Here is a 25,530-nt window from a genome sequence, read left to right on the forward strand (position 1 = left end):
AATTTGTCCTATTGTGCAGGGTAAGCAGCATCTACCGTATGATGTTGTGCCTCAATTGCAGATTGCACTTCAACCACATCATCAAACCAGTGACGCACGCCATTAATTTCTTGATAATTTTCATGACCTTTTCCAGCAATAACAACAACATCACCAGCTTGAGCTTGCTCTACAACAAATTTAATTGCTTCACGGCGGTCATGAATTTCATGCATACGGTGCCCTGAAAAATCTATTCCTTGCTTCATATCAGCAAAAATTTGCTCAGGGTCTTCTGTTCTTGGGTTATCTGAAGTCAAAATAACCGGATTTGCACCATCTAAAGCTGCTTGCGTCATCAAAGGACGTTTACCACGGTCGCGGTCCCCACCACATCCGAAAACGGCCCAAAGTTGATTCGAAACATGACGTTTTAATGTTTTAAGCACTTGAATTAAGGCATCTGGCGTATGGGCATAATCAACAACAAATAGTCGCTCATCATCACGAATCACTTGCATTCGGCCCGGTGCACCAATCAGTTTGGGTACAAAACCAGTCAACGCTTTTAAATCAAAACCTGCTTGCTCTGCCGCAATGAGCGCAGCAATCAAATTTTCAACATTAAAATGGCCTAATAATGGGCTTTCTACAGCAAATGAACCTTGCTGACTTACCAAATTAAATGTTGCACCCGCTAGGCTATAATTTAAATCGGTAATGTAATAATCAGCTGTATTTTGAGTAAGCGAATAAGTCAAAATTTTAGGTTGAGCAGGATTACTCTTCGCTGAATTAATCATTACATCTGCATGTGCATCATCTAGATTAATTACAGCAACTTTTAACGAACTGAACTGGAACAAACGAGCTTTCGCTTCTGCATAAGCTTCTAAAGTGCCATGGTAGTCCAAATGATCACGACTTAAATTACTATAAACAGCAATTTCAATATGAGAGCCATTGAGACGACCCTGTTCAAGGCCATGCGAACTTGCTTCTAATGACGCAAAGGTTGCCCCTTGCTTAGCATAGTCATGCAATGCCTTTTGTAATTGAAGAGCATCAAGAGTGGTATGAGTCGAAGGAATTAAGTCCGGTAAAATACCATTACCAGTCGTTCCCATCACTGCGCAGCGTTGCTGTTGCGAACTAATTAATTCAGCAATTAAACGAGAAATCGTGGTTTTACCATTAGTACCTGTTACAGCAATAATCCGTAAAGGCTTAATGCTATCAGTTCGCTGCAAATAATCTTTTTGCCACTCCCCCATACGCTGACGTACATCAGGGCAGACCCATTCATTTGCTACATCTAATTTAGTTTCGCTAATTACGGCCAATGCCCCATTCGCTAAAGCAGTTTCAGCAAATGTGCGTGTTTTTTCAGGTTGGCTATAACTGGTCAAAGCAATAAAAATTTGACCCGTTTCAACTTTACGACTATCTAAACTAAAGCCATGAAATGGCTGTTGAGGCCATTTTGCATCAATCTCGATCGGATTAATTTCTTGAAAAGAAACAGTCATAGCTTACCTGCGAATAGGATTTTCTGGAGTATTAAGTGGTTTATCAAGCGGCACATTCATTAAACGTAGTGACTCTTGCATAATACGAGCAAAAACTGGGGCAGCAACTAAACCACCGTAATAACGACCTTGCGGATTTTCCACAACCACAATGACAGCTAAACGTGGATCACTAATTGGTGCGACACCAGCAAATAAGGCACGATATTCACTATTTGAATAACCTTTACCATCGGCACGCAATTTATGCGCCGTACCTGTTTTACCACCTACTCTATAACCCGGAATATTCGCTTGTTTTGCAGTACCGCCAGGCATAGTTACTTGTTCAAGCATTAACAAGACTTGATCTGCAATTTTTGGATTTAGAACTTGCTCGCCTTTAGGTGGTTGGTCCAATTTATGCAAGCTCAGTGGCATTTTGACACCATGATTTGCAAGCATGGCATAACCTTGGGCCAACTGGAGAATCGTCGCATTTAAACCATAACCATATGCCATGGTTCCAATTTGCGAAGAATTTAATTTACTAACAGGCAAAACTAAACCTGAGCTTTCCCCTGGGAACTTTACTGCTGAGCGCTTACCAAAACCAACACGATTAAAGAAGCTCGGCAATGTCTGTTTCGGAAGTGATAATGCAATTTTTGCAGAACCAACGTTTGAAGATTTAATAATGACACCACTTACGGTCAAGGTACCGTAGTTATGGGTATCACGAATCGTATGCCATCCCAAACGCATTGAACCAGGAGATGTATTTACAATCGTATTTGGTGTGTATTGGCCTGTTTCCAATGCAGCAGAAATTGTAAAAGGTTTCATGGTTGAACCCGGCTCGAACATATCGATCGCACCACGGTTACGCATAGCATCTTTATTAGACAAGCCATTCTTATCATTTGGGTTATATGATGGCCAACTGGTCATTGCCAGAATTTCACCAGTTTTAACGTCAACTGCAATTGCTGTTGCTGAACGTGCATTGTTCGCCACACCAGCCGCCGTTAATTCACGATACATGATGTACTGCAAACGAGAGTCGATACTGAGCGTGATATTTTCGCCTGGTTCACCCTCACGAATAACTTCTGAAACTTTTAAACGATTACCACGCTTATCACGAATAACCTTTTGTTCACCATCTACTCCAGAAAGCTGCTTATTCAGCTGCATTTCCAAGCCTTCAACACCTTTACCATCACTATTGGTCAAGCCAATAATCTGAGCATTCGGTTGTGGCTGTGGGTAATAGCGTTTGTAAGTTTTCTCTGCATAGACCCCTTGGAAGTTACCTTTCATAATAAGGTCAGCTTGTTGCGGAGGTACTTCTTTTTTCAAAACCAGATAACGAGAACGTGGGCGTGCATTCATCTGTTTCTTAAGATCAGCACGATCAACGCCAACGACATCGGCAAGCTCATCTAAATTTAAATTTTTATCTGGTAACTGACGTTTTAACTTACGGTTGTTCGGATCTTCTTTTAATTCCGCCGTAATTTGATCATATAAATGTTTAGTATCAAAATAATCACGCGGATCAAGCACGATTTTCATGATTGGACTACTGATCGCTAAAGGTACGCCATGGCGGTCACTGATCACCCCACGCATAGCCTCTATACGTTCAGTACGTAAAATATTGGCATTTGCCTTATTTTGTAAAAAGTCTTTATTAATGACTTGAACATAAAATGCACGTGCAATTAATACCACAAAACACAGTAGCACCACTGCCCAGAGCAGATAAAACCGCCACATATCAAAGGCAAGACTTGGTTTTTCCGAAATAGACTGCTGTTTTTTTCGTGTTTGCTTTGTTCGCTTATCTACCATACAGCAAGGCCTTACTTATTTTGCTCTGAGGTCATCGGTAAAGAAATTACCACCGTTTCTGCAGCAGGTGGCGAAAACATTCGTAATTGTGTGACAGCACGCGTACCAATTTGAGCAGTCGCACCAAAGGTCTGTTGCTCAATCAATAAACGTCCCCATTCAGCATTGAGGTCATCACGTTCACGCATATAAGAGCTTAACTCTCTATAATCATGACGGTATTCAAATACCTGCAATACAACCATCATGGCACTGATAAAAACCAATGCCACCATGACTGTATACACCACAACTTTTTTGACCACTTTTTTTTCTGTGGTTTCGATTTCATCACTGCTTTTCATTACGCGCCTTTTTGTTCCAAGCGTTCAGCAACCCGAAGCCATGCACTACGTGAACGTGGATTCGCTTTTACTTCTTCTTCACTCGCACGAACCCGTGAAATTTTCTTTAATCTTCTCGTATCAATTTGCTGCTCTGGCATACCCCAACCAAAATCTTCAGCTAGAGTTGATTCCTTCTGAATAAACTGTTTGATCAAGCGGTCTTCAAGCGAATGGAAGCTGATCACAGACAAACGTCCTTTTGGTTTAAGCAAGTCTACAGCTTGCGGTAAAAATACTTCAATATCTTCTAGTTCTTTATTAATAGCAATACGAATTGCCTGAAACGTTCGTGTCGCCGGATGTTTATGCTTTTCCCATTTTGGATGAGCTGTTTTTACAATTTCAGCCAATTGAGCCGTAGTATCTAGTTTTCCAGCTTGCTTAATTGCTTTAGCTATACGTCGACTATATCGTTCTTCACCATATTGATAAATAATATTAGCCAACTGTTCTTCTTCAATTTCAAGTAACCATTCAGCCGCAGTCAAACCTTTAGAGTTATCCATACGCATGTCTAAAGGACCATCTTGCATAAAGCTAAAGCCGCGTTCAGCTTGGTCTAACTGAGGAGAAGAGACACCTAAGTCTGCCATAATTCCATCGACACTTTGCACCCCAATTTCCTGCATTTGTTCTTTAATATCAGCAAAACTTGCATGAATAATGGTAAATCGTGGGTCTTCTTGTGCCAAAGCAGCTGCAACTTCTAAAGCTTGAGGGTCTTTATCAAAAGCATAGACTCGAGCATTTTCATCGAGTTTCGACAATAATAAGCGCGTGTGCCCACCTCGTCCGAAGGTTGCATCGATATACACCCCTGTTGTGCGATCTGCCAATAAGCTTTCAACGGTCTCAAAAAGTAAGACAGAAATATGCGACATAGGAGTTAAATCATAGCGTAAAAATGTAACTGCACATTATCACCTTGTTTGCGTTTAACACCAAACGGCTTTTTGTAGGAAAATATTAATTTTTCATAGAGAAAACCGTTTTTTTGCATTTTTTAAGCAAAATAAAAAGCAAGTTCACCTTTTCAGGCTTACTTGCTTCATTATGAAAAAGTTAAGTAATTTTTAAAGTACGACTTTTCCCATCTTTTATTTACTGTTTCCCATCATAAATCTGATCAAAAATAGCACCATTGGCAAAGTGGGTTTTTTGAGCTTTCGCCCATCCCCCAAAAACATCATTAATCGTAAATAATTTAATTTTTGGGAATTGTGCTGCATATTTAGCAGCAACTTGAGGATTACGTGGTCGGAAATAATGTTTCGCTGCCAACTCTTGACCTAAAGGAGAATATAAAAAGTTGAGATAGCCTTTTGCTAAAGTACGGTTACCATCTTTGTCGACAGTTTTATCGACAATCGCAACAGAGGGTTCTGCCAAAATTGAAATCGATGGATAAACAATTTCATATTTGTCTTTATCAAGGCCTTTGGTTGCCAGTAGGGCTTCATTCTCCCAAGAGAGTAGAACATCTCCAATTCCACGCTCAGCAAATGTAGTAAGCGAACCCCGTGCTCCAGAATCTAACACCTTAACGTTGTGATAAAGTTTTTTAACTAACTCTTTTGCTTTAGCATCATTTCCACCAGGCTGTTTTAAAGCATATCCCCATGCAGAAAGATAAATCCAACGTGGTGCTCCACCTGTTTTCGGATTCGGAGTAATAATTTCAACACCCGGTTTGGTTAAATCATTCCAATCATGAATATTTTTTGGATTGCCTTTTCTAACTAAAAATACAACGGTAGAGGTATAAGGTGCAGAGTTATTCGGGAACTCTTTTTGCCAGTTTGGTTGGATATATCCTGCTTTAACAATTTCATCAATATCATTGGCTAAAGCCAAGGTCACCACATCTGCTTGAAGACCAGTAGCTACTGCACGTGCCTGTTTGCCAGACCCACCATGCGATTGTTTAAAATCAACATCCTGACCTGTACGTTGTTTCCAGAATTTTCCAAAAGCCTGATTATATTCTTGATAAAATTCACGGGTTGGATCATAAGAAACATTTAAAAAAGTAGTGGCCGCTTGCACAGCGGTTACCGCTAACCCCATATATGTAGCGACTGCAATAATTGCTATTCTTTTCATTTATAAAAACCATTTTTACTTTTAACCCTACTATATTTTTATTTTTTTGTTTTTCAATCAAACAGTTATACAAATAAATGTTTTACTAATCACTTTAAAAGATATAGTTAACTCTATTTGTTCCTTCTGCTTTTTGAAAATTTTTGTAATTATTCTTATAGTTTATTTATAGACTTCACTTTATCTACACATTAATTTGTTAAATAATGAGACGTAATGGATACAGATAGGCTACATTTAAAAGGTACCAACGTAAAATAAAGGTATTTTTTGTAAAAAGTGTGACATAGTTCTACTTTTTTATTAAAATTTATGTTTGAATCGTAGCGTTACCGTAATTTTACATCTGGTTAAACTCAAAAAATAGATGAAATGTACTGAGGGGATGAGTAAAAAATGAAAATTAGTTATGGAAAAGCTTTGAGTTTGGGTTTGGTGCTAAGTCTTGCATCACAAATGTCTGTTGCCGCAGCACTCAAAGATACACCGAGCAAAAGCATGTCGGATAGACAGTCTTCGCTTATTGAAAAAGCATTAGATCAACAAAAACGTAATACCATAGCCTTACCATCAACAGATGATGAGCTAAAAGTACTCAACACAATTCGTGTGACACCGACACAGAACTTTCTTGCTGTTCAGCACGAACGTTTTTCACGTTTTGTTCAGGCAATATTCCAGCCACATACCTCTTAATATTTGAAACGACCCCTCATCGTTTCAATTTCAGCCCAGTCTGTCGTTAAATAAAAACGTCAGAATACTGGGCTTTTTCGTTATAATAGTTCCAATTTTTATTCTGACCCATTATCTATGAAAGTTCGTACTCGTATTGCACCTTCTCCTACTGGTTTCCCACATGTTGGTACTGCCTACATTGCTTTATTCAATATGTGTTTTGCGAAACAACATGGTGGGGAATTTATTTTAAGAATTGAAGATACAGACCAACTTCGCTCTACACCAGAATCTGAAAAAATGATTTTAGATTCTCTACGCTGGTTAGGTTTGAATTGGTCGGAAGGTCCAGATGTAGGCGGCCCTCACGCTCCATATCGTCAATCAGAGCGCATGGGAATTTATAAGCAATACGCGTTAGAACTTGTTGAAAAAGGCCATGCTTTTTACTGTTTTGCTACAGCAGAAGAACTTGACCAAATGCGTGCTGAACAGCAAGCGCGTGGTGAAACACCAAAATATGATGGTCGTGGTTTAAAACTTTCTCAAGAAGAAGTAACACGCCGTCTCGAAGCGGGTGAACCTCATGTCATCCGTATGAAAGTTCCAGAAGAAGGTGTATGTAAATTTAACGACTTACTCCGTGGGGAAGTAGAAATTCCTTGGGCACAAGTCGACATGCAAGTTCTTCTTAAAACAGATGGCTTACCGACTTATCATCTAGCAAACGTAGTTGATGACCATTTAATGGAAATCACTCATGTATTGCGTGGTGAAGAATGGCTTCCATCTGCACCAAAGCATCAATTACTTTACCAATATTTTGGTTGGGAAATGCCAACGCTTTGCCACATGCCTTTGCTACGCAACCCGGATAAATCAAAACTATCTAAACGTAAAAACCCAACATCAATTAACTACTACCGAGACATCGGCGTTCTACCAGAAGCCTTATTAAACTATTTAGGCCGTATGGGTTGGTCAATGCCAGATGAACGTGAAGTCTTTACTCTTCAAGACATGATGGATCACTTTGATATTCAACGTGTATCTTTAGGTGGGCCAATCTTTGATGTTGAAAAACTCAATTGGTTAAATGGTCAATGGATTAAAGGCTTAACACCAGGCCAACTTTTAGACCGATTACTGACTTGGAAGAATGACCGCAATACGCTAGAAGATATTGCTGCTGCAATTCAACCGCGTATTAACTTACTTTCTGAAGCTGTGAACTGGGCCGGTTTCTACTTTAACCATATGCCACAAATTACAGCTGAAATGTTTGAAAGTAAAAAATTGACACAAGAACAAGTTCGCCAAAGCTTACAATTTGCAATTTGGCGCCTTGAAGGTCAGTTTACTTGGAATAACGACACGGTTAGCCAAACTTTAATGGACTTGGCAAATCAGATGGGTATTAAATTACGTGATTTTATGCCAGCGTTCTTTATTGCAATTGCTGGCTCCACTAGTTCTACACCAGTGATGCAGTCAATGGTGACGATTGGTCCTGATTTAACCTTTGCTCGTTTACGACATGCATTAGAAATTGTTGGTGCACCGAGTAAAAAAGAGGTAAAAAATTGGGAAAAGCTCAATGAAAGCTTAAAATTGCCGAAAAATGAAGCAACTAGCGAAGCTTAATACATTTTTTTATTGACGTGTGGGCGCATTAACCCTAATATTGCGCTCACACAAACTGGGGCCATAGCTCAGTTGGTAGAGCGCTACAATGGCATTGTAGAGGTCAGCGGTTCGATCCCGCTTGGCTCCACCAAGATCCTTTGTGTTTGCCTCATCAAGTCCCTATCGTCTAGAGGCCTAGGACATCGCCCTTTCACGGCGGTAACCGGGGTTCGAATCCCCGTAGGGACGCCATTTTCTATTATAAAAACTCATTTAAAGACTCTTTCGTCACCTTCCTGACTATTCTTTGACTGCTTCTTGATTGCACATTTGTCTATTTTATCTAAAATAGCGTCTTTCTTAAATTCTCTCAATGTGTAATGTAATATGCAGCCATCTGACAATCAACTAGATGCTCAGCATCAGAACAGTACTGCACCTTTAAAAAGAGCCATGAGTACACGCCATCTTGTGATGTTATCGCTAGGTGGAGCAATCGGTACTGGTTTATTTTTGGGTTCAGGGGAAGTCATTTCACAAACTGGACCTATTGGCGCAATTATTGCCTACATTCTTGGGGGTGCAATTGCCTACATGGTCATGCTCTGCTTAGGAGAGCTTGCTGTCCACATGCCTGTTTCGGGCTCTTTTGGAGCATATGCCCAAAAGTACATTAGCCCAAGCACAGGTTACATGATTTCATGGATGTATTGGCTGACCTGGACAGCAACATTAGGAACAGAATTTACTGCTGCTGCTCTACTTATGCAGGAATGGTTTCCACAAATTTCCATGTGGATTTGGACACTGATTTTTGCCATTACGATTTTTGGACTAAATATTAGTTCAACCCGAGTATTCGCCGAGTCAGAGTTCTGGCTAGCACTGGTTAAGGTCGTTACCGTTATTGCCTTTATTGTGCTTGGGTTATTAGCCATTTTTGGTTTAATCCCTTTTCATGGCGCCCAAACTGCTCCTCTGTTTAGTAATTTAACAGCCCAAGGCTGGTTCCCACACGGCTTCCTTCCTATCTTTACTACCATGTTGATTGTGAATTTTGCGTTCTCTGGAACAGAGCTTATTGGTGTCGCTGCTGGTGAAACGAAAGATCCTGCGCAAAATGTCCCGAAAGCAATCAATGCTGCGATCTGGCGCCTTCTTATTTTCTTTGTCGGCACTATTATTGTGATTAGTGCATTACTTCCTTTCCAACTAGCAGGTTTAAGCAGTGAGAGTGTAAGTAGTAGCCCTTTCGTTACAGTATTTAATTACATCGGTATTCCATATGCTGATGACATCATTCGTTTTGTAATTATTACTGCTCTACTCTCTGCCGCAAACTCAGGCTTGTACGCAGCTTCACGAATGATGTGGTCTTTATCAGAACAAAAACTACTTCCAAGTGTATTTTCCACACTTTCAAAAAGTGGAACACCTATTGTTGCTTTGGTTGTTACCATGTTTGGTGCCATCCCTGGTTTATTGTCGGAACAGTTCGCACCTGAAACTATCTTTAAAAATTTACTCGGGGTGGCAGCCTTTACCATGGTGATTGTCTGGATGAGTATTTGTTTAAGTCAGTTCAATTTCCGTAGGCACTGGTACCGTTCTGGACATACAGTTAAAGATTTAAAATATGCCGCGCCGTTATTTCCTATCGTTCCAATTTTAGGTTTTCTATTCTGCTTTATTACCTGTTTAAGTATGGCAGCGGACCCTCAAATGCGTGCTGGTTTTGTAGGTTGCTTGATTTTTACTGCTTTATGTTATGTCAGTTATTTTATTTTTTACCGCAATAAAGCTTAAGTGCTTGTAATTAAAAAGTGTAGCAAAAAGCTACACTTTTTTTTGCCTAGATACTGGCTTTATAGAACCTGCCGTTGTAGATTAAAATTTATATTAAAAACAATTCCTTGTATACAATGAAAATTATATTTATCCATGGGATGAATCAGCAAAATTACACAGCACATCGTTTAAAAGAACATTGGCTAAGGGTATTTAGACTGGGTTTAAAACAACTGCACTGTAGAGTGAACTTAAGAGACTTACATATACATATGCCATTTTATGGCGATTTAATGAAGAAATATCAACTCTCTAACCAGTTAGACCTCAACACCTTACTTCCAAAAAATTTTAATATTCATTTACCTGTTCATTTACACCATCAACCTGCTGGACCGAAGGAACATACCCCCTTTGTTCCCCATCTTCCTGTTTCAACAGATCAGTCAACACAAAGCTTATCAGAGCGTTTATATCTGACATCTCAATTGGTAAAAGATCGTGTACTTAAAGAAATGGTGGTGCTTTTAAATAATTTTCCAAAATTACATGAGAGCTTAATTCAACAATTCTTGATTGAAACATATATGTATTTATCGAACCCCGATTTTATGTATGAAGTTCATCAAAGAATTTTAAAACAAATGCATGATGATGAGGATTGTATCGTCGTTGGGCATTCTTTGGGTTCCGTGATTGCATTTCACTTATTATCAGATCCGTCCTATCATTTTTCAGTAGAGCGCTTTATTACTTTAGCTTCACCTCTCTCTTTTCGGGTCATACAAAGCAAACTTCCCATTCCGATTGAACGCCCAAAATGTCTAAAAGGTGATTGGTACAACTTTTACTCAAAAGATGATTTTTTAACGGCCTTCCCGCTAAGTGAAGCACCCTTTAACTTTGATCCACCCATTATTAACCAAGAAATTTTTACCTTTGCCAACCAACCTCATGAAATTGTAGGTTACTTACAACACCATGCCGTAATTAAGGCAATTATTGAACCTTTCCAATAAAAATACCCCTAAATGTATATATTTTCTACAATTTGAGTTATTTTTAATCGCTTGACCGTTTTTTTTAATATTTCTTCAGAAAACTATTTGACACTTTTATTAAATCGACCTAATATACGCCCACCTCTGAAACGTCCCTATCGTCTAGAGGCCTAGGACATCGCCCTTTCACGGCGGTAACCGGGGTTCGAATCCCCGTAGGGACGCCAATATTTTTCAGATGTATGCCTCAATAAGTCCCTATCGTCTAGAGGCCTAGGACATCGCCCTTTCACGGCGGTAACCGGGGTTCGAATCCCCGTAGGGACGCCAAATTCTAAAAAGCCACTGCATCATGACAGTGGCTTTTTTCTTATCTAAACAATAAAAAAGCTGATCACAAACCAGCTTCTCATCATTGTAATTTAATTCGCAATTCCAACTTGAACCTCAAGACGACCTGATTGAACTCGTAGGCCTTTTATTTCAAATTGATCGACCAGTTGCTGCACAAGCTCACGGCTTTCTCTCAAAATATTGAGCCCGGGTAAAATACTAAAGTCCGTTAAGTTTAAAAGCTTCTCAACCATCCATGAACGGTTATTAATAAAGTCAATAAAGCCTGCTTGCTCGAGGTCAATAAACCACATACGGTGACCATCACGCTGAATACCCGGAATATCACGAATTAAATGATTAATCAGCGATGGTATAGGCAGCATGTTAATGACTTCAAACCCCACTCGCCCAATACGACGAACTGCCCAATTCGATAATGTCCCGCCATGACGGATTTGCACATCTAGACTTTCATCCATTTGGCGTAGGCGTAAAAATTTTTCTTGGCCAATTCGACATTCTAACACCCGAAAATCTAAACTCAGCCGATATAGAAAACGGTGGTAGTGTCCATCAATTTCGACCTGAAACCGATCATTCCCACATTGAACTTTAATATCATCAATTTCTGTACGATCTATTCGTTTACGAATTTGACTGTTTAATAGCATTTCAGGCAAATATAGATTTAATGTACTTTTGCCTAAAAAAGTACGCGCCATAATCAACGCAACTTGTCTCGCAGTTTCACTGGTTTCAGACACCATATCTCTAACAGTCCCTGCTGCCAGATTAGTCATGCCAACGACTCCACGCTTAGTATGAGACGTCACATGATCTAAGGCATCTAAAGCTGCATCTGCAACCTCTGCAAGATTACGTGTCGTGTCGCTAGCAAATCCGACGGCATCATGAGCATGTTGCAAGGTCTTATGCAGCAAACGGCGTGAGAATGACAGTTTTATAGGGTCAGGATTCCCTGAAACTGCTGATGTCGTTATAGGCTCCGACTTATTGTCATCTTCTTGACCCAAGTCCCTCTCCTTTTTATATTTCTTTCGCATCCTATTAATGAGCAGTTCAACTCATTTCCAGTGTTAAACACACTTGGTTTTTATCTAGATTAGCATGCTCTACAGTATTATTTTAACTTTTATGTGTACGAACAAATCATCATTTTTTTATATATCGTTGTTTCAAAAAAGTATTTTACATCTAAGCCTCACATCACTTTTTTAATGCTCTACAAATTTTTTCCTTTCTTTGCATTTCCGTTAGAATAGATTCAAATTTAATGTGGAGTTGTCATGCAATATCGTTGCCCTCAATGTCAAAGTGTTAAAATTATGCCTGTGAGCCAAGGTGTTAATATTGCCAAGCCTGTTGTGCCTAAAAGCTTAGTAATTTTAGTTCCTGCAATTTTTGTGCTTTTACTCTTGGTTGTTATTAGTATTTTTATGTGGATTTTTGGCAATGGTGCAGGCAACTCTCTTCAAATTGCAACAGTAGTTGCTTTTGTTGTCACTGTAGGTGCAGGTTTTATGTTCTGGCGCGATTTGCCTGACTTTAAATTGTCTATGCAAGCATTTATGCAGTCACAAAAGCACTGGAAATGCCGTGAATGCAATCATGAGTGGGATATCTAATAAAGCTTCACATCAGCTTAATGCTGATGTGAATGTGTCTTGTCTGCTTCATCATGCTCGTGTGGAGCATGTTGAGCGATATGCTGACAGTTGATCTCGGCATCATCTTCAATTTGCAGTGTCACTTCGCCAATACCGTGCTCATGCGAAAGCATTTCAACAGCATCTTGATAGAGCTTAGTACGATCAGCTTCAGGCGCAAATAAGTGCACAGTTAAGTGAATATTTTTAGAAGTAATTGCCCATACTTTGAGTTGATGAATACTTTCTACGCCATTTAAAGAAAGTAAATCAGTACGTAACTTTTCAATATCCACCTCTTCGGGTACACCTTCGAGCAAAATATTAATACTTTGTTTAAGCAGAACCCATGTACGTGGTAATACCCAAAAACCAATCAATACTGCAATTATTGTATCGACCCAATACCAGTTGGTGAAGTAAATAACAATCGCACCAATAATTACGCCAACCGAGCCTAACGCATCACTCAATACTTCTAAATAAGCACCTTTTACATTTAGGCTGTTATTGGCACTCGACATGAGAATTTTCATTGAGATAAGGTTAATTACCAAACCAATGGTTGCCACAATCAGCATGCCTACACTTTGAATTTCAGGTGGCTTAGAGAAGCGTATATAGGCTTCATATAAAATATAAATCGCCACCACAAACAGCATAAGCGCATTAAATAAAGCAGCCAGAATTTCAAAACGTTGATAGCCAAAAGTACGTTTATCATCGGCAGGACGCTTAGAAATCTGAATGGCGACCAAAGCAATTGCTAAAGCAGCTGCATCGGTAAACATATGCGCAGCGTCAGAGAGTAATGCCAAACTTTGCGTGATTAAACCAGCAACCACCTCAACAATTAAAAATGTCGAGGTGAGCGCTAAGGCAATCGTTAATTTTTTGGTATTGCCTTCAGCCACTACAGCATGACTATGATCATGACCATGATGTCCACCCATTTTGCGGACTCCTTATTATTTATCTTTATCTTGAAGTAAAAGTAACCATACATATATCGCTACTTTTACCCGCTATAAACACTTTTTTGACCCAAATTCTGTTTCAAAAAAGATATCTCAAATCGATGACATTATGAATGCTCAGCTTTTTCAGCCTTACTTTCATTCATCCATCGATAAATCACTGGCAATAGAACCAAAGTTAATATCGTAGATGAAATAATGCCACCAATGACGACTGTTGCCAAAGGCCGTTGTACTTCTGCACCCGTTCCTGTTGCCAAAGCCATTGGAATAAAACCAAGTGAAGCTACGAATGCTGTCATTAATACTGGACGTAATCGTAATACTGCTCCTTTCCAAGTTGCCGCATGAACATCTAAAGTTGCTCTCAGCTCTTTAATGAACGTGAGCATGACCAAACCATTCAATACAGCAACACCCGATAAAGCGATAAACCCAACCCCAGCAGACATAGAAAGCGGAATATCTCTCAACCATAGAGCCACTAATCCACCAGATAAAGCGAAAGGAACTCCACTAAATACCAGTAAGCTGTCTTTAAAATTACTAAATACAGCCATGAGCAACACAAATATCATGATAAGCGCCATAGGTACGACGATTTGCATTCTTGCGGTAGCAGAAGCAAGATTCTCAAATTGACCTCCATAACCTAACCAATAACCGCTAGGCAGCTTTTGCTGTGCCAATTTGCTTTGCATCTCTTGTACAAAAGACCCAAGATCACGATCACGCACATTTGCCGTCACAATGACACGACGCTTGCCATTTTCACGGCTTACTTGAGCAAGACCCAAAATATTCTCAACCTTAGCGACGTCTTGTAACTGAATCAGACCACCGTTTGGTAGGCGAATCGGCAATTGTGCTAGCTGCTGCGGTGTACGCATGTTTTCCTGCAAACGAATCACAAAATCGAAACGTCTATCACCCTGTAAAATTTGCCCTACACTCTGTCCACCAATACTGGCAGCGACAATATCCTGAATCGATTTGACTGATAATCCGTACTGGGCTGCCAATGCATGATCAACATCGACATTAAGTAGTGGTAAACCATCGGTCTGTTCAACTTTGACTTCACTGGCACCTGAAATGCTACGTAGCTGTTGGGCTATTTTTTCCGCTTCCTGATTGAGGACTTGCATATCGTCCCCAAACACTTTAACCCCGATATCACTGCGTACACCTGAAATAAGCTCATTAAAACGTAGTTCAATCGGTTGTGAAAATTCACTGTTATTACCAGGAATCTGGTTCACGAACTGCAGCATTCTGGCACGTAGTTCATCTATCGTTTCTTTAGGGTTTGGCCATTGATCGTGTGGTTTTAATAAAACAATACCATCGGAAATATTCGGAGGCATGACATCTGTAGCAACCTCGGCCGTTCCTGTTCTTGCAAAAATGGCTTTAATTTCGGGAAAAGCTTTCAATAACTGCTTTTCGACGTTTTCTTGAATTCTAAGTGATTCCTCTATACCAGTACTCGGTGCGCGCATGAGTTGCAGTGCAAAATCACCCTCACTGAGTTGAGGTGCGAACTCACTCCCTACTCTTGTGGCAATAGCACTTGTAAGAATTAAAATACTGACCGCTGCTGTGACCACAACATATCGAAAGGCATAAGCTTTATCGAGTAAGCCTGCATAGGTTTTTTTCAAAGTCATCATCCAGCGACTTTCTTTTTCCTTCACTTCACCTGTAATAAACAGAGCTACTGCTGCCGGTACAAAGGTTACAGATAAAATAATTGCTCCCAATAACGCTAGAACAACGGTCATTGCCATAGGATGGAACATTTTTGCTTCTACGCCTGCTAAAGCAAAAATTGGCAAGTAAACGACCATAATAATGATCTGACCAAAAATTAATGGTCGTCGTGCCTGTTTCGCTGCGAGAAACACCTCTGTGAAGCGCTCTGAGCGTGTTAATAAGCGACCTTTTAAATGCTGCGCTTCAGCTAAACGCCGAATACAGTTTTCAACAATAACAACCGCACCATCGACGATGATCCCGAAGTCCAAAGCACCCAAACTCATCAGGTTGGCACTGATTTTCTGTTCTGCCATACCCGTTAAGGTAAAAAGCATTGCCAAGGGAATAATACATGCAGTGATTAACGCGGCACGAAAGTTCCCCAAAAAAATGAAGAGAATAACGATGACTAAAATCGCCCCTTCAATCAAATTTTTGGCTACTGTTTTAATCGCTTTATCTACAAGGTTACTACGATCATAAACTGTTTCAATTACAACGCCCTGAGGGAGGGATCTTTGAATTTCCTGAACTTTCTGATCAATCGCCTTGGCAATGGTTTTACTATTTTCACCCATCATCATCATGGCGATACCTAAAACAGTTTCCTGACCATTATAGGTAGCACCGCCAGTACGCAAGTCATGACCAATCGATACCGATGCCACATCGGCAACCCGTATAGGTAAACCGTTTTTCGTGGCAACCGTAACGTTCTGAATATCTTGTATAGATGTCAACATGCCCGGTACACGAACTGTGAGTTGCTGGCCGTTCTCTTCAATAAATCCCGCACCGCGATTTTCATTATTATTTTGAAGCGCATCTTGTAAATCGGTCAGTGGAATCTGCAACTGCTGTAACCGCGTCAGATCTGGCGAAACCACATAGGTTTTGTTGTATCCACCAATACTATTAACCTCAGCCACTCCTTGTACACGTTGTAACTGGGGCCGAATAATCCAGTCTTGAATTTCACGCAGGTCCATCGCGCTATAGGCTGAACCATCTGCCTTTTTAGCATTTGGCTCTGCTTTTACGACCCATTGATAAATCTCACCGAGTCCAGTTGAAATTGGAGACATTTGCGGATCAATGCTACCCGGTAAAGCACTCTTAGCTTCTTGTAAACGCTGGTTAATTAACTGTCTTGCCCAGTAAATATCAGTGCCATCTTTAAAGATAATAGTGACCTGAGAAAGACCATATCTGGAAATTGAACGAGTCTGTTCCAGATTTGGAATACCTGACATGGCATTTTCAATCGGGTAAGTAATTCTTTGTTCAACTTCCGGTGCTGTAAAGCCACTGGCCTGACTATTGATTTGTACCTGTACATTGGTGATATCCGGTACGGCATCAATTGAAAGTTTCTGGTAGCTATAAATTCCAACACCAATCCAAGCAATAACAAACATCATGACCCAAATGGCGTTGTTAATTGAAAACTGAATGATCCGATCAAACAAACCTTCAGCCTTGGGCAAATCAGGTTTATTAATGTCCATGCTCAGCCTCCCCTTTTTCAAGTTCAGACTTAAGCAAGAAACTACCTTGGGTCACATATTGCTGCTTTTCAGTAATTCCGGATTTAACTTCTACCCATTTTGCATCTGAAGAATAATTACCTAACTCGACTACAACAGGAGCGAAATGAATTTTGTCTTTCTCCTGTTTGGTAACAAAGACCACATTCTTTCCATCAATCTGTTGTACCGCTGCCTTATTAACCCGTAATACAGTCGCTGCATTATTCTGTTTAAGTAACACATTGACCATTAAGTTAGGACGTAATTCTTTTGAAGGTGTCAGTACCTTGGCACGAACTTGCAAACGACCAGTTTGGCTATCTGCTTCCGAAATTAAACTTTGCACCTGTGCTTTAAAAATATTGTTGGTTTGCAGGGATTTAAATTCAATTTCCTGATTAGGCTGAATATTGGTATTTGTACTTGGTAATACAAACTCAACCCATAGTTGATCTAGGCGATCAATAACAAATAACTGTTTATCAGGACCGATTTGCTCACCAATGACAATATCCTTACTACTGATTACACCGCTTAAAGGTGCTGTTAAAACATATCGTCCTTTACTTGAGCGAGTCGCTCCCAATGCACTTAAACGGCTATTTGCAGCCTGCACCTGAATTTGCGCCTGACGATAAGCATTGTAAGCTTTCTGATAATCTTGACGTGCTGAAACACCTTGTTCCCACAATTGTTTTTCACGCTGATAATCTTGCTGAGCTAATGTCAGCGCCTCTTGCGCCATACTTAAGTTAGCTTGCTGATCGACCAAATCCGGTACAAATAAAGTCGCAAGTGCTTGCCCCTTTTCAACTTGCTGTCCCAGTGCGACATTTACGCTGTCTACTCGTGCAGAAAACGTTGAAGAGACGTGGGCTTGCTGGTCTGTATTTACGACAAGTTTGGCAGGATAAGAAAGGTTCTGCTCAACTTCTCCACGTCCTACTTGTTCTAACTTCACGCCATATTCAACCAGTTGCTTGGAAGTGAGGTTTAAACTTCCTTCCTCTTTTTCAGAATCACTATGACCAGCTTCACCTTCTGCATGTCCTTCTTTACTTTCCTCAGTATTGGCCTGTTTTTTCCCAGAGAAAAATAACCAAGTACTTAAAGCAAGACAGATAATTAGCAATAAAAGAGCAATAAGCCATTGGTTTTTCATTTTTTTAACTGACATTACTCTGCCCCTCCAACTGTCGGCAACTTATAGGTGTCTTGCCATAAATTTTGATTAATTTGATTTAATGCATCTCCAGACATCACCATATTTGGATCGATTCCGAGAGCTAAACTTTCCGCCTCAATAGCTTTTTGCCAAGCAGACTTAAGGAGTTGAACTTTTTTCAAACGTTGTTCTTGTAATTGAAGGGTAGATTGCTGGACATCAGTAATTGCAAATTTACCAACTTTAAAACCAAGCAACATTTTCTCCTGTACCGTTTCTGATAAAGGAATCTGTTGCTCATTCATCAAGTTATATTGTTGCTTTAAACCAGCCAACTCGTACTGTAAAGTACGAATAGAATTCAGACTTTGCTTTTTATAAAAGCTTTGCTGCTGGTCAATCAAATCAAGTTTGGTCTGAGCAACTTTTAAGGCATATTGCTGGCGATTAAAAATGTTTAAAGGAACTGCAATACCGACTCGAATCTGATTTTCAGTACTATTTGTTTCTGCGGTTTTACTACGAACCACGCCCATATTTACGGTAGGTGCAGGTCGATTTTTTGCCTTTAAATAATTCATTTCAGAATTTTGTTGGATGGCTTGAAGTCGCATAGCCTGTTCCAACAAATTTTGTTTTAAGTATTGATCGATATCACTTTCATTTTTTAAAGGCCACGCACTTTTTATATCTGGACGCAACGTGAAGTTATCTTCCGTCTCACCCCATAAGTTCGCCAGTTTTCTTTTGGCACTACTCAGAGATAATTCAACTTCCTGATATAAACGTTGATTTTCAACATGCGTCATTAAAGTTCGATCTAAATCAACCTGAGCAATACTGCCCGCCTGAAAACGTAAACGGGTCGCATCAAGAAGGTTTTTACTCGTTCTTAACTGAGCTTTAGCGACCTCATGCTCAAGCTCTAAAATTGATACTTGTGACCATAAATATTTGACTGCCAGCTTCAGTTGAGCCTCATATAAAACCTGATTTAACTCAACTTGATTTTGCTGAACACTTGCCAGTTTTTTTGCTGTGGAGCGTACACCAAATATATCTAGCTTTTGCGAGATCCCAAGTTCTAGCTCCTGATCTTTTCCAGATTTAAAACCAGTTTGCTGTACGGAAACCGTAGGATTTTCCCATAGCTGGCTCTGTTTGATATTGCTCTTTGCAATATCTTGCTGAGCTTGCCAAATTCCGGTTTGAGCCTGAAACTGCTTGACCTGCTCTAACACTTGATCAAATGTTAAAACATTCTGTACCTGCTGCGATTGAGTATTCTTCACAAGATTTTGATTTGAACTGGCCGCAGTTGTCACGGCACTAGTTGAAAGTGCAACTGCAACAACTAATGACTTAAGCAGCCAAGATGTGTTCAGACTAACGGAACGTTTTTCGTATAAAACAATAGACATAAATTAACCCTATGAAATAAATAATATTTCTGGTGGGCTAATTTTCGGCTACCCCACCTATAGCAGGGTTAAAACAGGAGGTGGGTCTTGTTTAGAGATATGCGGGGACTTATAAGAATTGGACCAATAATATTGTTGTTTTGGCTCAGATGACTGAATTAACGGCGAAACAATTTTTTCTTGCGCTTCAACCATCACCACATGAAAACATGAAGGTAGATGGTCATGATGATCAGACAAACTTAAGGGAGCTTTATGAATAGTCCCCACAACCTCTGTCTTTTCAGTATGGTTATGCTGTGAAACTTCATAATTCAATGCTGCATGATGACCAAAATGATGTAAGGCTTTTTCCTGATTTTCATGCGCGCAAAAAGCTGCTGCTACATTCCATAAACTTTGGAATATAAGCAAACAGAATAAGACGGACATAAAAATTGCAGAACGTGGCAACAGTACACCATGACAGTTAAGAATTTGCACGAAGCAACTATAGCAGGCGAACTACATGTAATAAAATTACAAAACATTGATTTATTGGTTTCGTTCTTTTCACTTAAAGCTAAGCCATTTTTTCTTTTCACAAAAATAATTTTTTAAGAGTAATGCTCATGTATAAAACGCTGACCACTTGCATATTAGTCACTTGTCTTGGCTTAAGTGGATGTGCGACGTCTATGTTATCGACAGCCCTTCCCAATGAGACGACTGAGGTCAAAACAACCATTTTAAAAACAGATCAAATTATTTCCCTTGGGCAAGCAGTTAAAAACCAGCAAGAACAAGGTGTTGTATTTTTAGGTCAAGACTTTAATTATTTAATGACCGAAGGGAGTTCAGAATTTTTAAATATTATTAATAATGTTCCAGTGAACCAAAGGACTCTGCTTATTTCATCTCCTTTAATTCTTGAGATGGATGACTCCACCCATTTTCACGGAGAACTTAAATTTCGATACAACACCCCAACCTCAAAGCTGACCGATTCACAACAAGAAAATTTAAAAAACTTAGGTTTTAAAAATCATCTCATGGTCATGGAAAACCAAACACAGCTTTTATATCCTTACGCCATAATTCGTTTTAAGGGTCAAATTTACCAAACTAGCAGTACTCTAAAAGCCCAACAAATGCTGCCTACCCCTTATCCAATCGCCCTACAGCAAAAAGATGAAATAAAAAAGAAGCATCCGTTTAAACGTGTAACCCGTATGGCACTCTACCCTTTGGCAATGGCATTTGATGTGGTGACAGTAGCTCCCTCACTCATTTGGGCAGATTTACATGGTGACTTTACTAAATAAAAAGATTTTTTCTTAAAATAGACAGCCAGCTCTTACGCTGGCTTTGTTTAAGAATATTTTTTTGTTTGATCTTTATAAATTTTCTGAAATTTTTTACCTTAAATAAAAAGCTATTTTTTTCATTTCAAAAGCTCAAGTTTTCCTAAAGCAGGCCATTATTCTTATAGAAATTTCGCTAATCGTAAAAACACATGTAACTTTTATGTAAGCTAAAACCTCATCATTTTTCATCCAATTGCGCTATATCACATTTACAAAATAAAACATAAGATTTCAATATAAGGGACTAGCTTAAAAGTGTGAGTCAATTCAATCAAATTGAGGAACAAGGGAGACTATCATGAACATGAAATCAATTAAGCATGGACTTAATCACTTGTTTGCTTTTGAAAACTTAACCGCCGATATGCATTCGCAGGCAGTTGATGAAATTGAACAGGGTTTACGCTTTGAGGAGTTGGCAGAGCAAGATCATGAACGCATGCAAAACTGGTTAGATGTAACTCCTAATGATCGAAATGCCATGTGGTGTTACTTAAGAGCAGCTTTACGCGGCAGCTCTGATGCTTCTTTTAAACTTGGTATTGGCTATTTAAATGGTCAATTTGGATTAGATAAAAACTATCGTGAAGCTGAAAAATGGCTACAAAAAGCAGCAAGTCAGGGTCATCCCGATGCTGAACGTTGCCTACAAGAAGCCTTTAGCAAACTCGCATTCTCATAAAAAGATTAAAAAAACCAGCCCTGAGGCTGGTTTTTAAATTAACAGTAATTAACCGCTAATTTTTTTGTATTTAGTACGCTTTTGAACAGCATCTTCACCTAAACGTGACTGACGATATGCTTCGTATTCTGCATAGTTACCTGTGTAGAATTCTGGCTGTTCATTTTCAAATGACAAGATGTGTGTCGCAATACGGTCAAGGAACCAACGGTCATGCGATACCACCATTACCGTACCTGGGAATACAAGAATTGCATCCTCAAGCGCACGTAACGTTTCAATATCCAAGTCGTTTGATGGCTCATCCAGTAAGATAACGTTTGCGCCTTGCTGTAAAATTTTCGCAAGTTGTAAACGGTTACGCTCACCACCAGACAATTCACCTACGCGTTTTTGCTGATCTTGACCTTTGAAGTTAAAGCGACCGATATAAGCACGTGAAGCAATTTCATAATCGCCCACTTTCAAGATATCTAAACCGCCAGATACTTCTTCCCAAACAGTTTTGTTATTGTCTAGGGTGTCACGAATCTGACCAACGTAAGCCACTTTAACTGACTCACCTAAAGTCACAGTACCTGTATCAGGTTGCTGTTCGCCAGTCATCATACGGAATAAAGTCGTTTTACCCGCACCGTTTGGACCAACGATACCCACAATTGCTGTTGGAGGTACAGTAAACGATAAATTTTCGTACAATACGCGGCCGTCAAATGATTTGCTGATCCCTTCAACTTCCACAACTTTATTACCCAAACGAGGGCCAGGTGGAATGTAGATTTCAGACGTTTCATTACGTTGTTGGAATTCTTTAGAGTTAAGCTCTTCAAAACGTTCCATACGCGCTTTGTTTTTCTTTTGCTGACCTTTCGCATTTGAACGAACCCATTCAAGTTCTTTTTTCAATGCTTTAGCAAAAGATTCTTCTTGTTTCTGCTCTTGTTCTAAACGAGCATTTTTTTGCTCTAACCAAGAAGAATAGTTACCTTGGTAAGGAATACCATGTCCACGGTCAAGCTCCAAGATCCACTCGGCAACGTTATCCAAGAAATAACGGTCATGCGTAATCGCAACGATTGTGCCCGGGAAATCTTTCAAGAAACGCTCTAACCAAGATACAGACTCTGCATCCAAATGGTTCGTCGGTTCGTCAAGAAGCAACATGTCCGGTTTAGAAAGCAATAAACGGCAAAGCGCTACACGGCGGCGTTCACCACCAGAAAGCTTAGTTACATCTGCATCCCAAGCTGGAAGGTTCAAGGCATCTGCCGCGATTTCAAGCTGGTTGTTTAGGTTGTGCGCATCCCAAGCATGGATAATTGATTCTAATTTTTCCTGCTCTTTTGCAAGCGCATCAAAATCTGCATCTGGGTCTGCATATTCTGCAAATACTTGATCAAGACGTTCTAAAGCATCTAAAGCTTCACGTACGCCATCTTCAACGTTACCGCGAACGTCTTTAGTCGGATCAAGTGGCGGCTCTTGCTCTAAATAGCCGATTTTAATTCCAGGTTGTGCACGAGCTTCACCAGAGAAATCTTTATCTACGCCAGCCATAATACGAAGCAAGGTAGATTTACCCGCACCGTTCAAACCGAGAACACCAATTTTGGCTCCCGGGAAAAATGATAAAGAGATGTCTTTTAAGATTTCGCGCTTTGGCGGAACCATTTTAGACACTCGGTTCATCGTATAAATATATTGGGCCACGCAGGACTCCTCAATTGAAAAACCAACAGATCGCAATGAGCGAAAAATAGTAGCTATTATATGCTGAACGCGGCAAAAAAATAAGGCGTGATTGAGTTTAATCGGTTTTTATGACTGATAAATGTCGTCAAAATTGTTTCCTGATATAAAAAATGCATGACCTTGAATCATGCATTTTTTCTTTATATCGATGCTTGAGGATCAACCCTTTTCAGTAGATTTATTTAATAAAATTATTGACCAACAAGTTTTTAACATCATCTACCCGACCCGACATTAAGGCTTTAATCGCATAGAGTGAGGTTGAAGAAACCTGATTCAGGTTAGGATCTGGCGGCATCACCAGTTCCATCGGATTGGTATGTACATCAAGTAAAGCTGGGCCATCATGTTTTAAAAAATTCTCAACCGCCTGCTCTAGTCCATTGCCGTGCGTTATTGTTTGCCCATGCAAACCAATTACACTAGCAAGCTGACCAAAATTAGGATTGAGCAAGTCGGTATAATGGTCGAGTAATCCTTCCACTTTTTGTTCAAGCTCCACAAAATTGAGCGAACTGTTGTTAAATACCACAATTTTGATCGGGAGTTTTTCTTGAATTGTAGTAAGCAGATCTCCCAGTAACATAGCTAATCCGCCATCTCCACACAATGCGATGATTTGACGATTCGGGAATGCTTTTTGTGCCCCAAGAGCCTGTGGCATAGCATTGGCCATAGTGCCATGTAACAAACTGGTAAAGGTTCGACGTTTGCCATTGACGTCAATATGTCTTAATACCCATACCATTGGTGAGCCACCATCTCCAAAGAAAATTGCATCCTGATCTGCATAACGGTTGAGTAATGACACCAGATATTGTGGATGAATCAGCCCGTCTTTACCCACCCGTTCTTCTTTATGGCGTGTTTCATCGCTCTCATGTTTTAGAGCAAGACAATGATCTAGAAAGTCACGCTCGTGACGGGTTTCAAGCAGTGGCAATAAGGCATCTAGCGTAGAGGAAATTTTACCTACGGCACCCAATGTAATTGGATGTCGTCGACCCAAATGGGTCGGATCAATGTCGATTTGTAAGATTTTGGCATGACTTGGATAATACTGTGCCCATGCAAAATCGGCACCCAGTAAAATTAGTAAATCACAATCCATAAGAGTGTGATAACCCGCTTTATTACCAAAAATACCAGTCATGCCCATATTGTACGGATTGTCGTATTCTACAAAATCCTTTGCACGCGAGGTATGCGCCACAGGGGCTTTTAACTTCTCTGCAAAAGCCACCAGTTGATCATGTGCACCCTCACATCCCGCACCTGCATAAATTCCAATTTTTTGATGCTGTGAAATCAGGTCCACAATCTGGTTGAGCTCGGCTTTACTCGGCAAAATATCGGGATCTGTTTGACGTGGTACAAAGGGTAACCCCACCTCAGCTGATGCTTCACTAATATTGGCTGGAACAATGACCACCGCTACACCACGCTTGGTCAGTGCAGCCTGACACGCCATGGTCATGATATGTCTGGCTTGCGAAGGTTGGGTTATTTCTTCACAGAAAACTGAATTTTTGGCATAAACCGATTTAAAATCGACATATTGCGGAAAGTCGATAAATCCGGCCATCTCGGTAGAAATCTGGCTGGCAATCAAGATGACTGGGGCACGATTGCGATGCGATTCATACAAACCGTTAATAAAGTGCAGACTTCCTGGCCCACAAGATCCTGCACATGCCGTTAAGTGACCACTGAGTAAAGCATCTGTACCTGCTGCAAAGCCACCAACTTCTTCGTGGCGCACATGAATCCATTCAATTTTACTCTTAGACATGGAGTCGGTGACATGATTTAAGGTGTCACCCACGATACCGTAGCAACGTTGAACACCTGCTTGCTCCAGCACCTCAATGATAATGTCAGATACTTTTTGAGTACTCATTACTTCACTTCTCCAGCTTTTTTATCATGAATTAAGTTAATTTTGCTTTTATAGTGTTCTTGCCGAGTACA

At 40.0% G+C, this 25,530-nt stretch carries 20 protein-coding genes and 4 tRNA genes; 11 read left to right on the forward strand and 13 right to left on the reverse strand.

What is annotated here, in order from left to right:
• Nucleotides 1-8: 8 nt before the first annotated feature.
• From ABLB96_RS01150 to ABLB96_RS01170, 5 genes are all read right to left on the reverse strand, one after another.
• Nucleotides 9-1,508, reverse strand: a complete 1,500-nt coding sequence (locus tag ABLB96_RS01150) for a UDP-N-acetylmuramoyl-L-alanyl-D-glutamate--2,6-diaminopimelate ligase (RefSeq protein WP_348895812.1) — start codon at nt 1,506-1,508, stop codon at nt 9-11.
• A gap of 3 nt (nt 1,509-1,511) precedes the next feature.
• Nucleotides 1,512-3,344 carry a penicillin-binding protein PBP3 gene (ftsI, locus tag ABLB96_RS01155; RefSeq protein ID WP_348895813.1) on the reverse strand — a complete coding sequence of 611 codons (1,833 nt, stop codon included), beginning with the start codon at nt 3,342-3,344 and terminating at the stop codon, nt 1,512-1,514.
• Nucleotides 3,345-3,355: 11 nt separating this feature from the next.
• Nucleotides 3,356-3,688, reverse strand: a complete 333-nt coding sequence (locus ABLB96_RS01160) for a cell division protein FtsL (protein ID WP_348895814.1) — start codon at nt 3,686-3,688, stop codon at nt 3,356-3,358.
• Entirely contained in the window at nt 3,688-4,611 is a 924-nt protein-coding gene (gene rsmH / locus ABLB96_RS01165) for a 16S rRNA (cytosine(1402)-N(4))-methyltransferase RsmH (protein ID WP_348895815.1), read from the reverse strand. The genes ABLB96_RS01160 and rsmH overlap by 1 nt, the downstream gene beginning before the upstream one ends.
• 220 nt (nt 4,612-4,831) lie before the next feature.
• On the reverse strand, nt 4,832-5,833 hold the full coding sequence (locus ABLB96_RS01170) for a sulfate ABC transporter substrate-binding protein (protein ID WP_348895816.1): 1,002 nt from the start codon (nt 5,831-5,833) through the stop codon (nt 4,832-4,834).
• A 396-nt stretch (nt 5,834-6,229) separates the two neighbouring features.
• On the opposite strand from ABLB96_RS01170, the gene ABLB96_RS01175 reads away from it, so the two are divergent.
• The 8 genes from ABLB96_RS01175 (at nt 6,230) to ABLB96_RS01210 (ending at nt 11,256) form a co-directional block, all read left to right on the forward strand.
• Complete coding sequence (locus ABLB96_RS01175) at nt 6,230-6,529, forward strand: DUF4179 domain-containing protein (RefSeq protein ID WP_348895817.1); 300 nt, start codon at nt 6,230-6,232, stop codon at nt 6,527-6,529.
• A gap of 117 nt (nt 6,530-6,646) precedes the next feature.
• A complete protein-coding gene (gene gltX, locus ABLB96_RS01180) occupies nt 6,647-8,155 on the forward strand; it encodes a glutamate--tRNA ligase (protein WP_348895818.1) in 1,509 nt (502 codons plus the stop codon).
• Nucleotides 8,156-8,212: 57 nt separating this feature from the next.
• Nucleotides 8,213-8,288 (forward strand) — tRNA-Ala (locus ABLB96_RS01185).
• 25 nt (nt 8,289-8,313) lie between these two features.
• Nucleotides 8,314-8,389: transfer RNA gene (locus ABLB96_RS01190), tRNA-Glu, on the forward strand.
• Between the two features lie 135 nt (nt 8,390-8,524).
• A complete protein-coding gene (locus ABLB96_RS01195; protein WP_348895820.1) occupies nt 8,525-9,943 on the forward strand; it encodes an amino acid permease in 1,419 nt (472 codons plus the stop codon).
• A gap of 116 nt (nt 9,944-10,059) precedes the next feature.
• Nucleotides 10,060-10,944 (forward strand): hypothetical protein, encoded by an 885-nt coding sequence (locus ABLB96_RS01200; RefSeq protein ID WP_348895821.1) that lies wholly within the window; start codon nt 10,060-10,062, stop codon nt 10,942-10,944.
• A 133-nt stretch (nt 10,945-11,077) separates the two neighbouring features.
• Nucleotides 11,078-11,153, forward strand: a tRNA-Glu gene (locus tag ABLB96_RS01205).
• 27 nt (nt 11,154-11,180) lie between these two features.
• A tRNA-Glu gene (locus ABLB96_RS01210) sits at nt 11,181-11,256 on the forward strand.
• A 92-nt stretch (nt 11,257-11,348) separates the two neighbouring features.
• On the opposite strand, the gene ABLB96_RS01215 is transcribed toward ABLB96_RS01210, so the two are convergent.
• Complete coding sequence (locus tag ABLB96_RS01215) at nt 11,349-12,296, reverse strand: hypothetical protein (RefSeq protein WP_348895822.1); 948 nt, start codon at nt 12,294-12,296, stop codon at nt 11,349-11,351.
• 273 nt (nt 12,297-12,569) lie between these two features.
• On the opposite strand from ABLB96_RS01215, the gene ABLB96_RS01220 reads away from it, so the two are divergent.
• Complete coding sequence (locus ABLB96_RS01220) at nt 12,570-12,908, forward strand: hypothetical protein (RefSeq protein WP_348895823.1); 339 nt, start codon at nt 12,570-12,572, stop codon at nt 12,906-12,908.
• A gap of 17 nt (nt 12,909-12,925) precedes the next feature.
• Here ABLB96_RS01220 and ABLB96_RS01225 read toward each other — a convergent pair whose 3' ends face one another.
• The 5 genes from ABLB96_RS01225 to ABLB96_RS01245 form a co-directional block, all read right to left on the reverse strand.
• Nucleotides 12,926-13,882, reverse strand: a complete 957-nt coding sequence (locus ABLB96_RS01225; protein ID WP_348895824.1) for a cation diffusion facilitator family transporter — start codon at nt 13,880-13,882, stop codon at nt 12,926-12,928.
• A 131-nt stretch (nt 13,883-14,013) separates the two neighbouring features.
• A complete protein-coding gene (locus ABLB96_RS01230; protein ID WP_348895825.1) occupies nt 14,014-17,172 on the reverse strand; it encodes a CusA/CzcA family heavy metal efflux RND transporter in 3,159 nt (1,052 codons plus the stop codon).
• Nucleotides 17,162-18,370, reverse strand: coding sequence for an efflux RND transporter periplasmic adaptor subunit (locus tag ABLB96_RS01235; protein ID WP_348895826.1), 1,209 nt, complete (start codon nt 18,368-18,370; stop codon nt 17,162-17,164). The genes ABLB96_RS01230 and ABLB96_RS01235 overlap by 11 nt, the downstream gene beginning before the upstream one ends.
• On the reverse strand, nt 18,370-19,779 hold the full coding sequence (locus ABLB96_RS01240) for a TolC family protein (protein ID WP_348895828.1): 1,410 nt from the start codon (nt 19,777-19,779) through the stop codon (nt 18,370-18,372). The genes ABLB96_RS01235 and ABLB96_RS01240 overlap by 1 nt, the downstream gene beginning before the upstream one ends.
• A gap of 57 nt (nt 19,780-19,836) precedes the next feature.
• Nucleotides 19,837-20,232 carry a cation efflux protein, CzcI-like gene (locus ABLB96_RS01245; protein ID WP_348895867.1) on the reverse strand — a complete coding sequence of 132 codons (396 nt, stop codon included), beginning with the start codon at nt 20,230-20,232 and terminating at the stop codon, nt 19,837-19,839.
• 158 nt (nt 20,233-20,390) lie between these two features.
• Between ABLB96_RS01245 and ABLB96_RS01250 the strand changes: the two genes are divergently transcribed.
• Together ABLB96_RS01250 and ABLB96_RS01255 are read left to right on the forward strand one after the other, a co-directional pair.
• Entirely contained in the window at nt 20,391-21,083 is a 693-nt protein-coding gene (locus ABLB96_RS01250; RefSeq protein WP_348895830.1) for a hypothetical protein, read from the forward strand.
• Between the two features lie 340 nt (nt 21,084-21,423).
• Complete coding sequence (locus ABLB96_RS01255) at nt 21,424-21,807, forward strand: sel1 repeat family protein (RefSeq protein WP_348895831.1); 384 nt, start codon at nt 21,424-21,426, stop codon at nt 21,805-21,807.
• A 48-nt stretch (nt 21,808-21,855) separates the two neighbouring features.
• Here ABLB96_RS01255 and ettA read toward each other — a convergent pair whose 3' ends face one another.
• Both ettA and ABLB96_RS01265 read right to left on the reverse strand, forming a co-directional pair.
• On the reverse strand, nt 21,856-23,517 hold the full coding sequence (gene ettA, locus ABLB96_RS01260; RefSeq protein WP_005067029.1) for an energy-dependent translational throttle protein EttA: 1,662 nt from the start codon (nt 23,515-23,517) through the stop codon (nt 21,856-21,858).
• 220 nt (nt 23,518-23,737) lie between these two features.
• Nucleotides 23,738-25,459, reverse strand: coding sequence for a thiamine pyrophosphate-dependent enzyme (locus ABLB96_RS01265; RefSeq protein ID WP_348895832.1), 1,722 nt, complete (start codon nt 25,457-25,459; stop codon nt 23,738-23,740).
• Nucleotides 25,460-25,530 lie beyond the last annotated feature (71 nt).

The sequence above is a fragment of the Acinetobacter sp. XH1741 genome (assembly GCF_041021895.1).
Taxonomy (GTDB): Bacteria; Pseudomonadota; Gammaproteobacteria; order Pseudomonadales; family Moraxellaceae; genus Acinetobacter.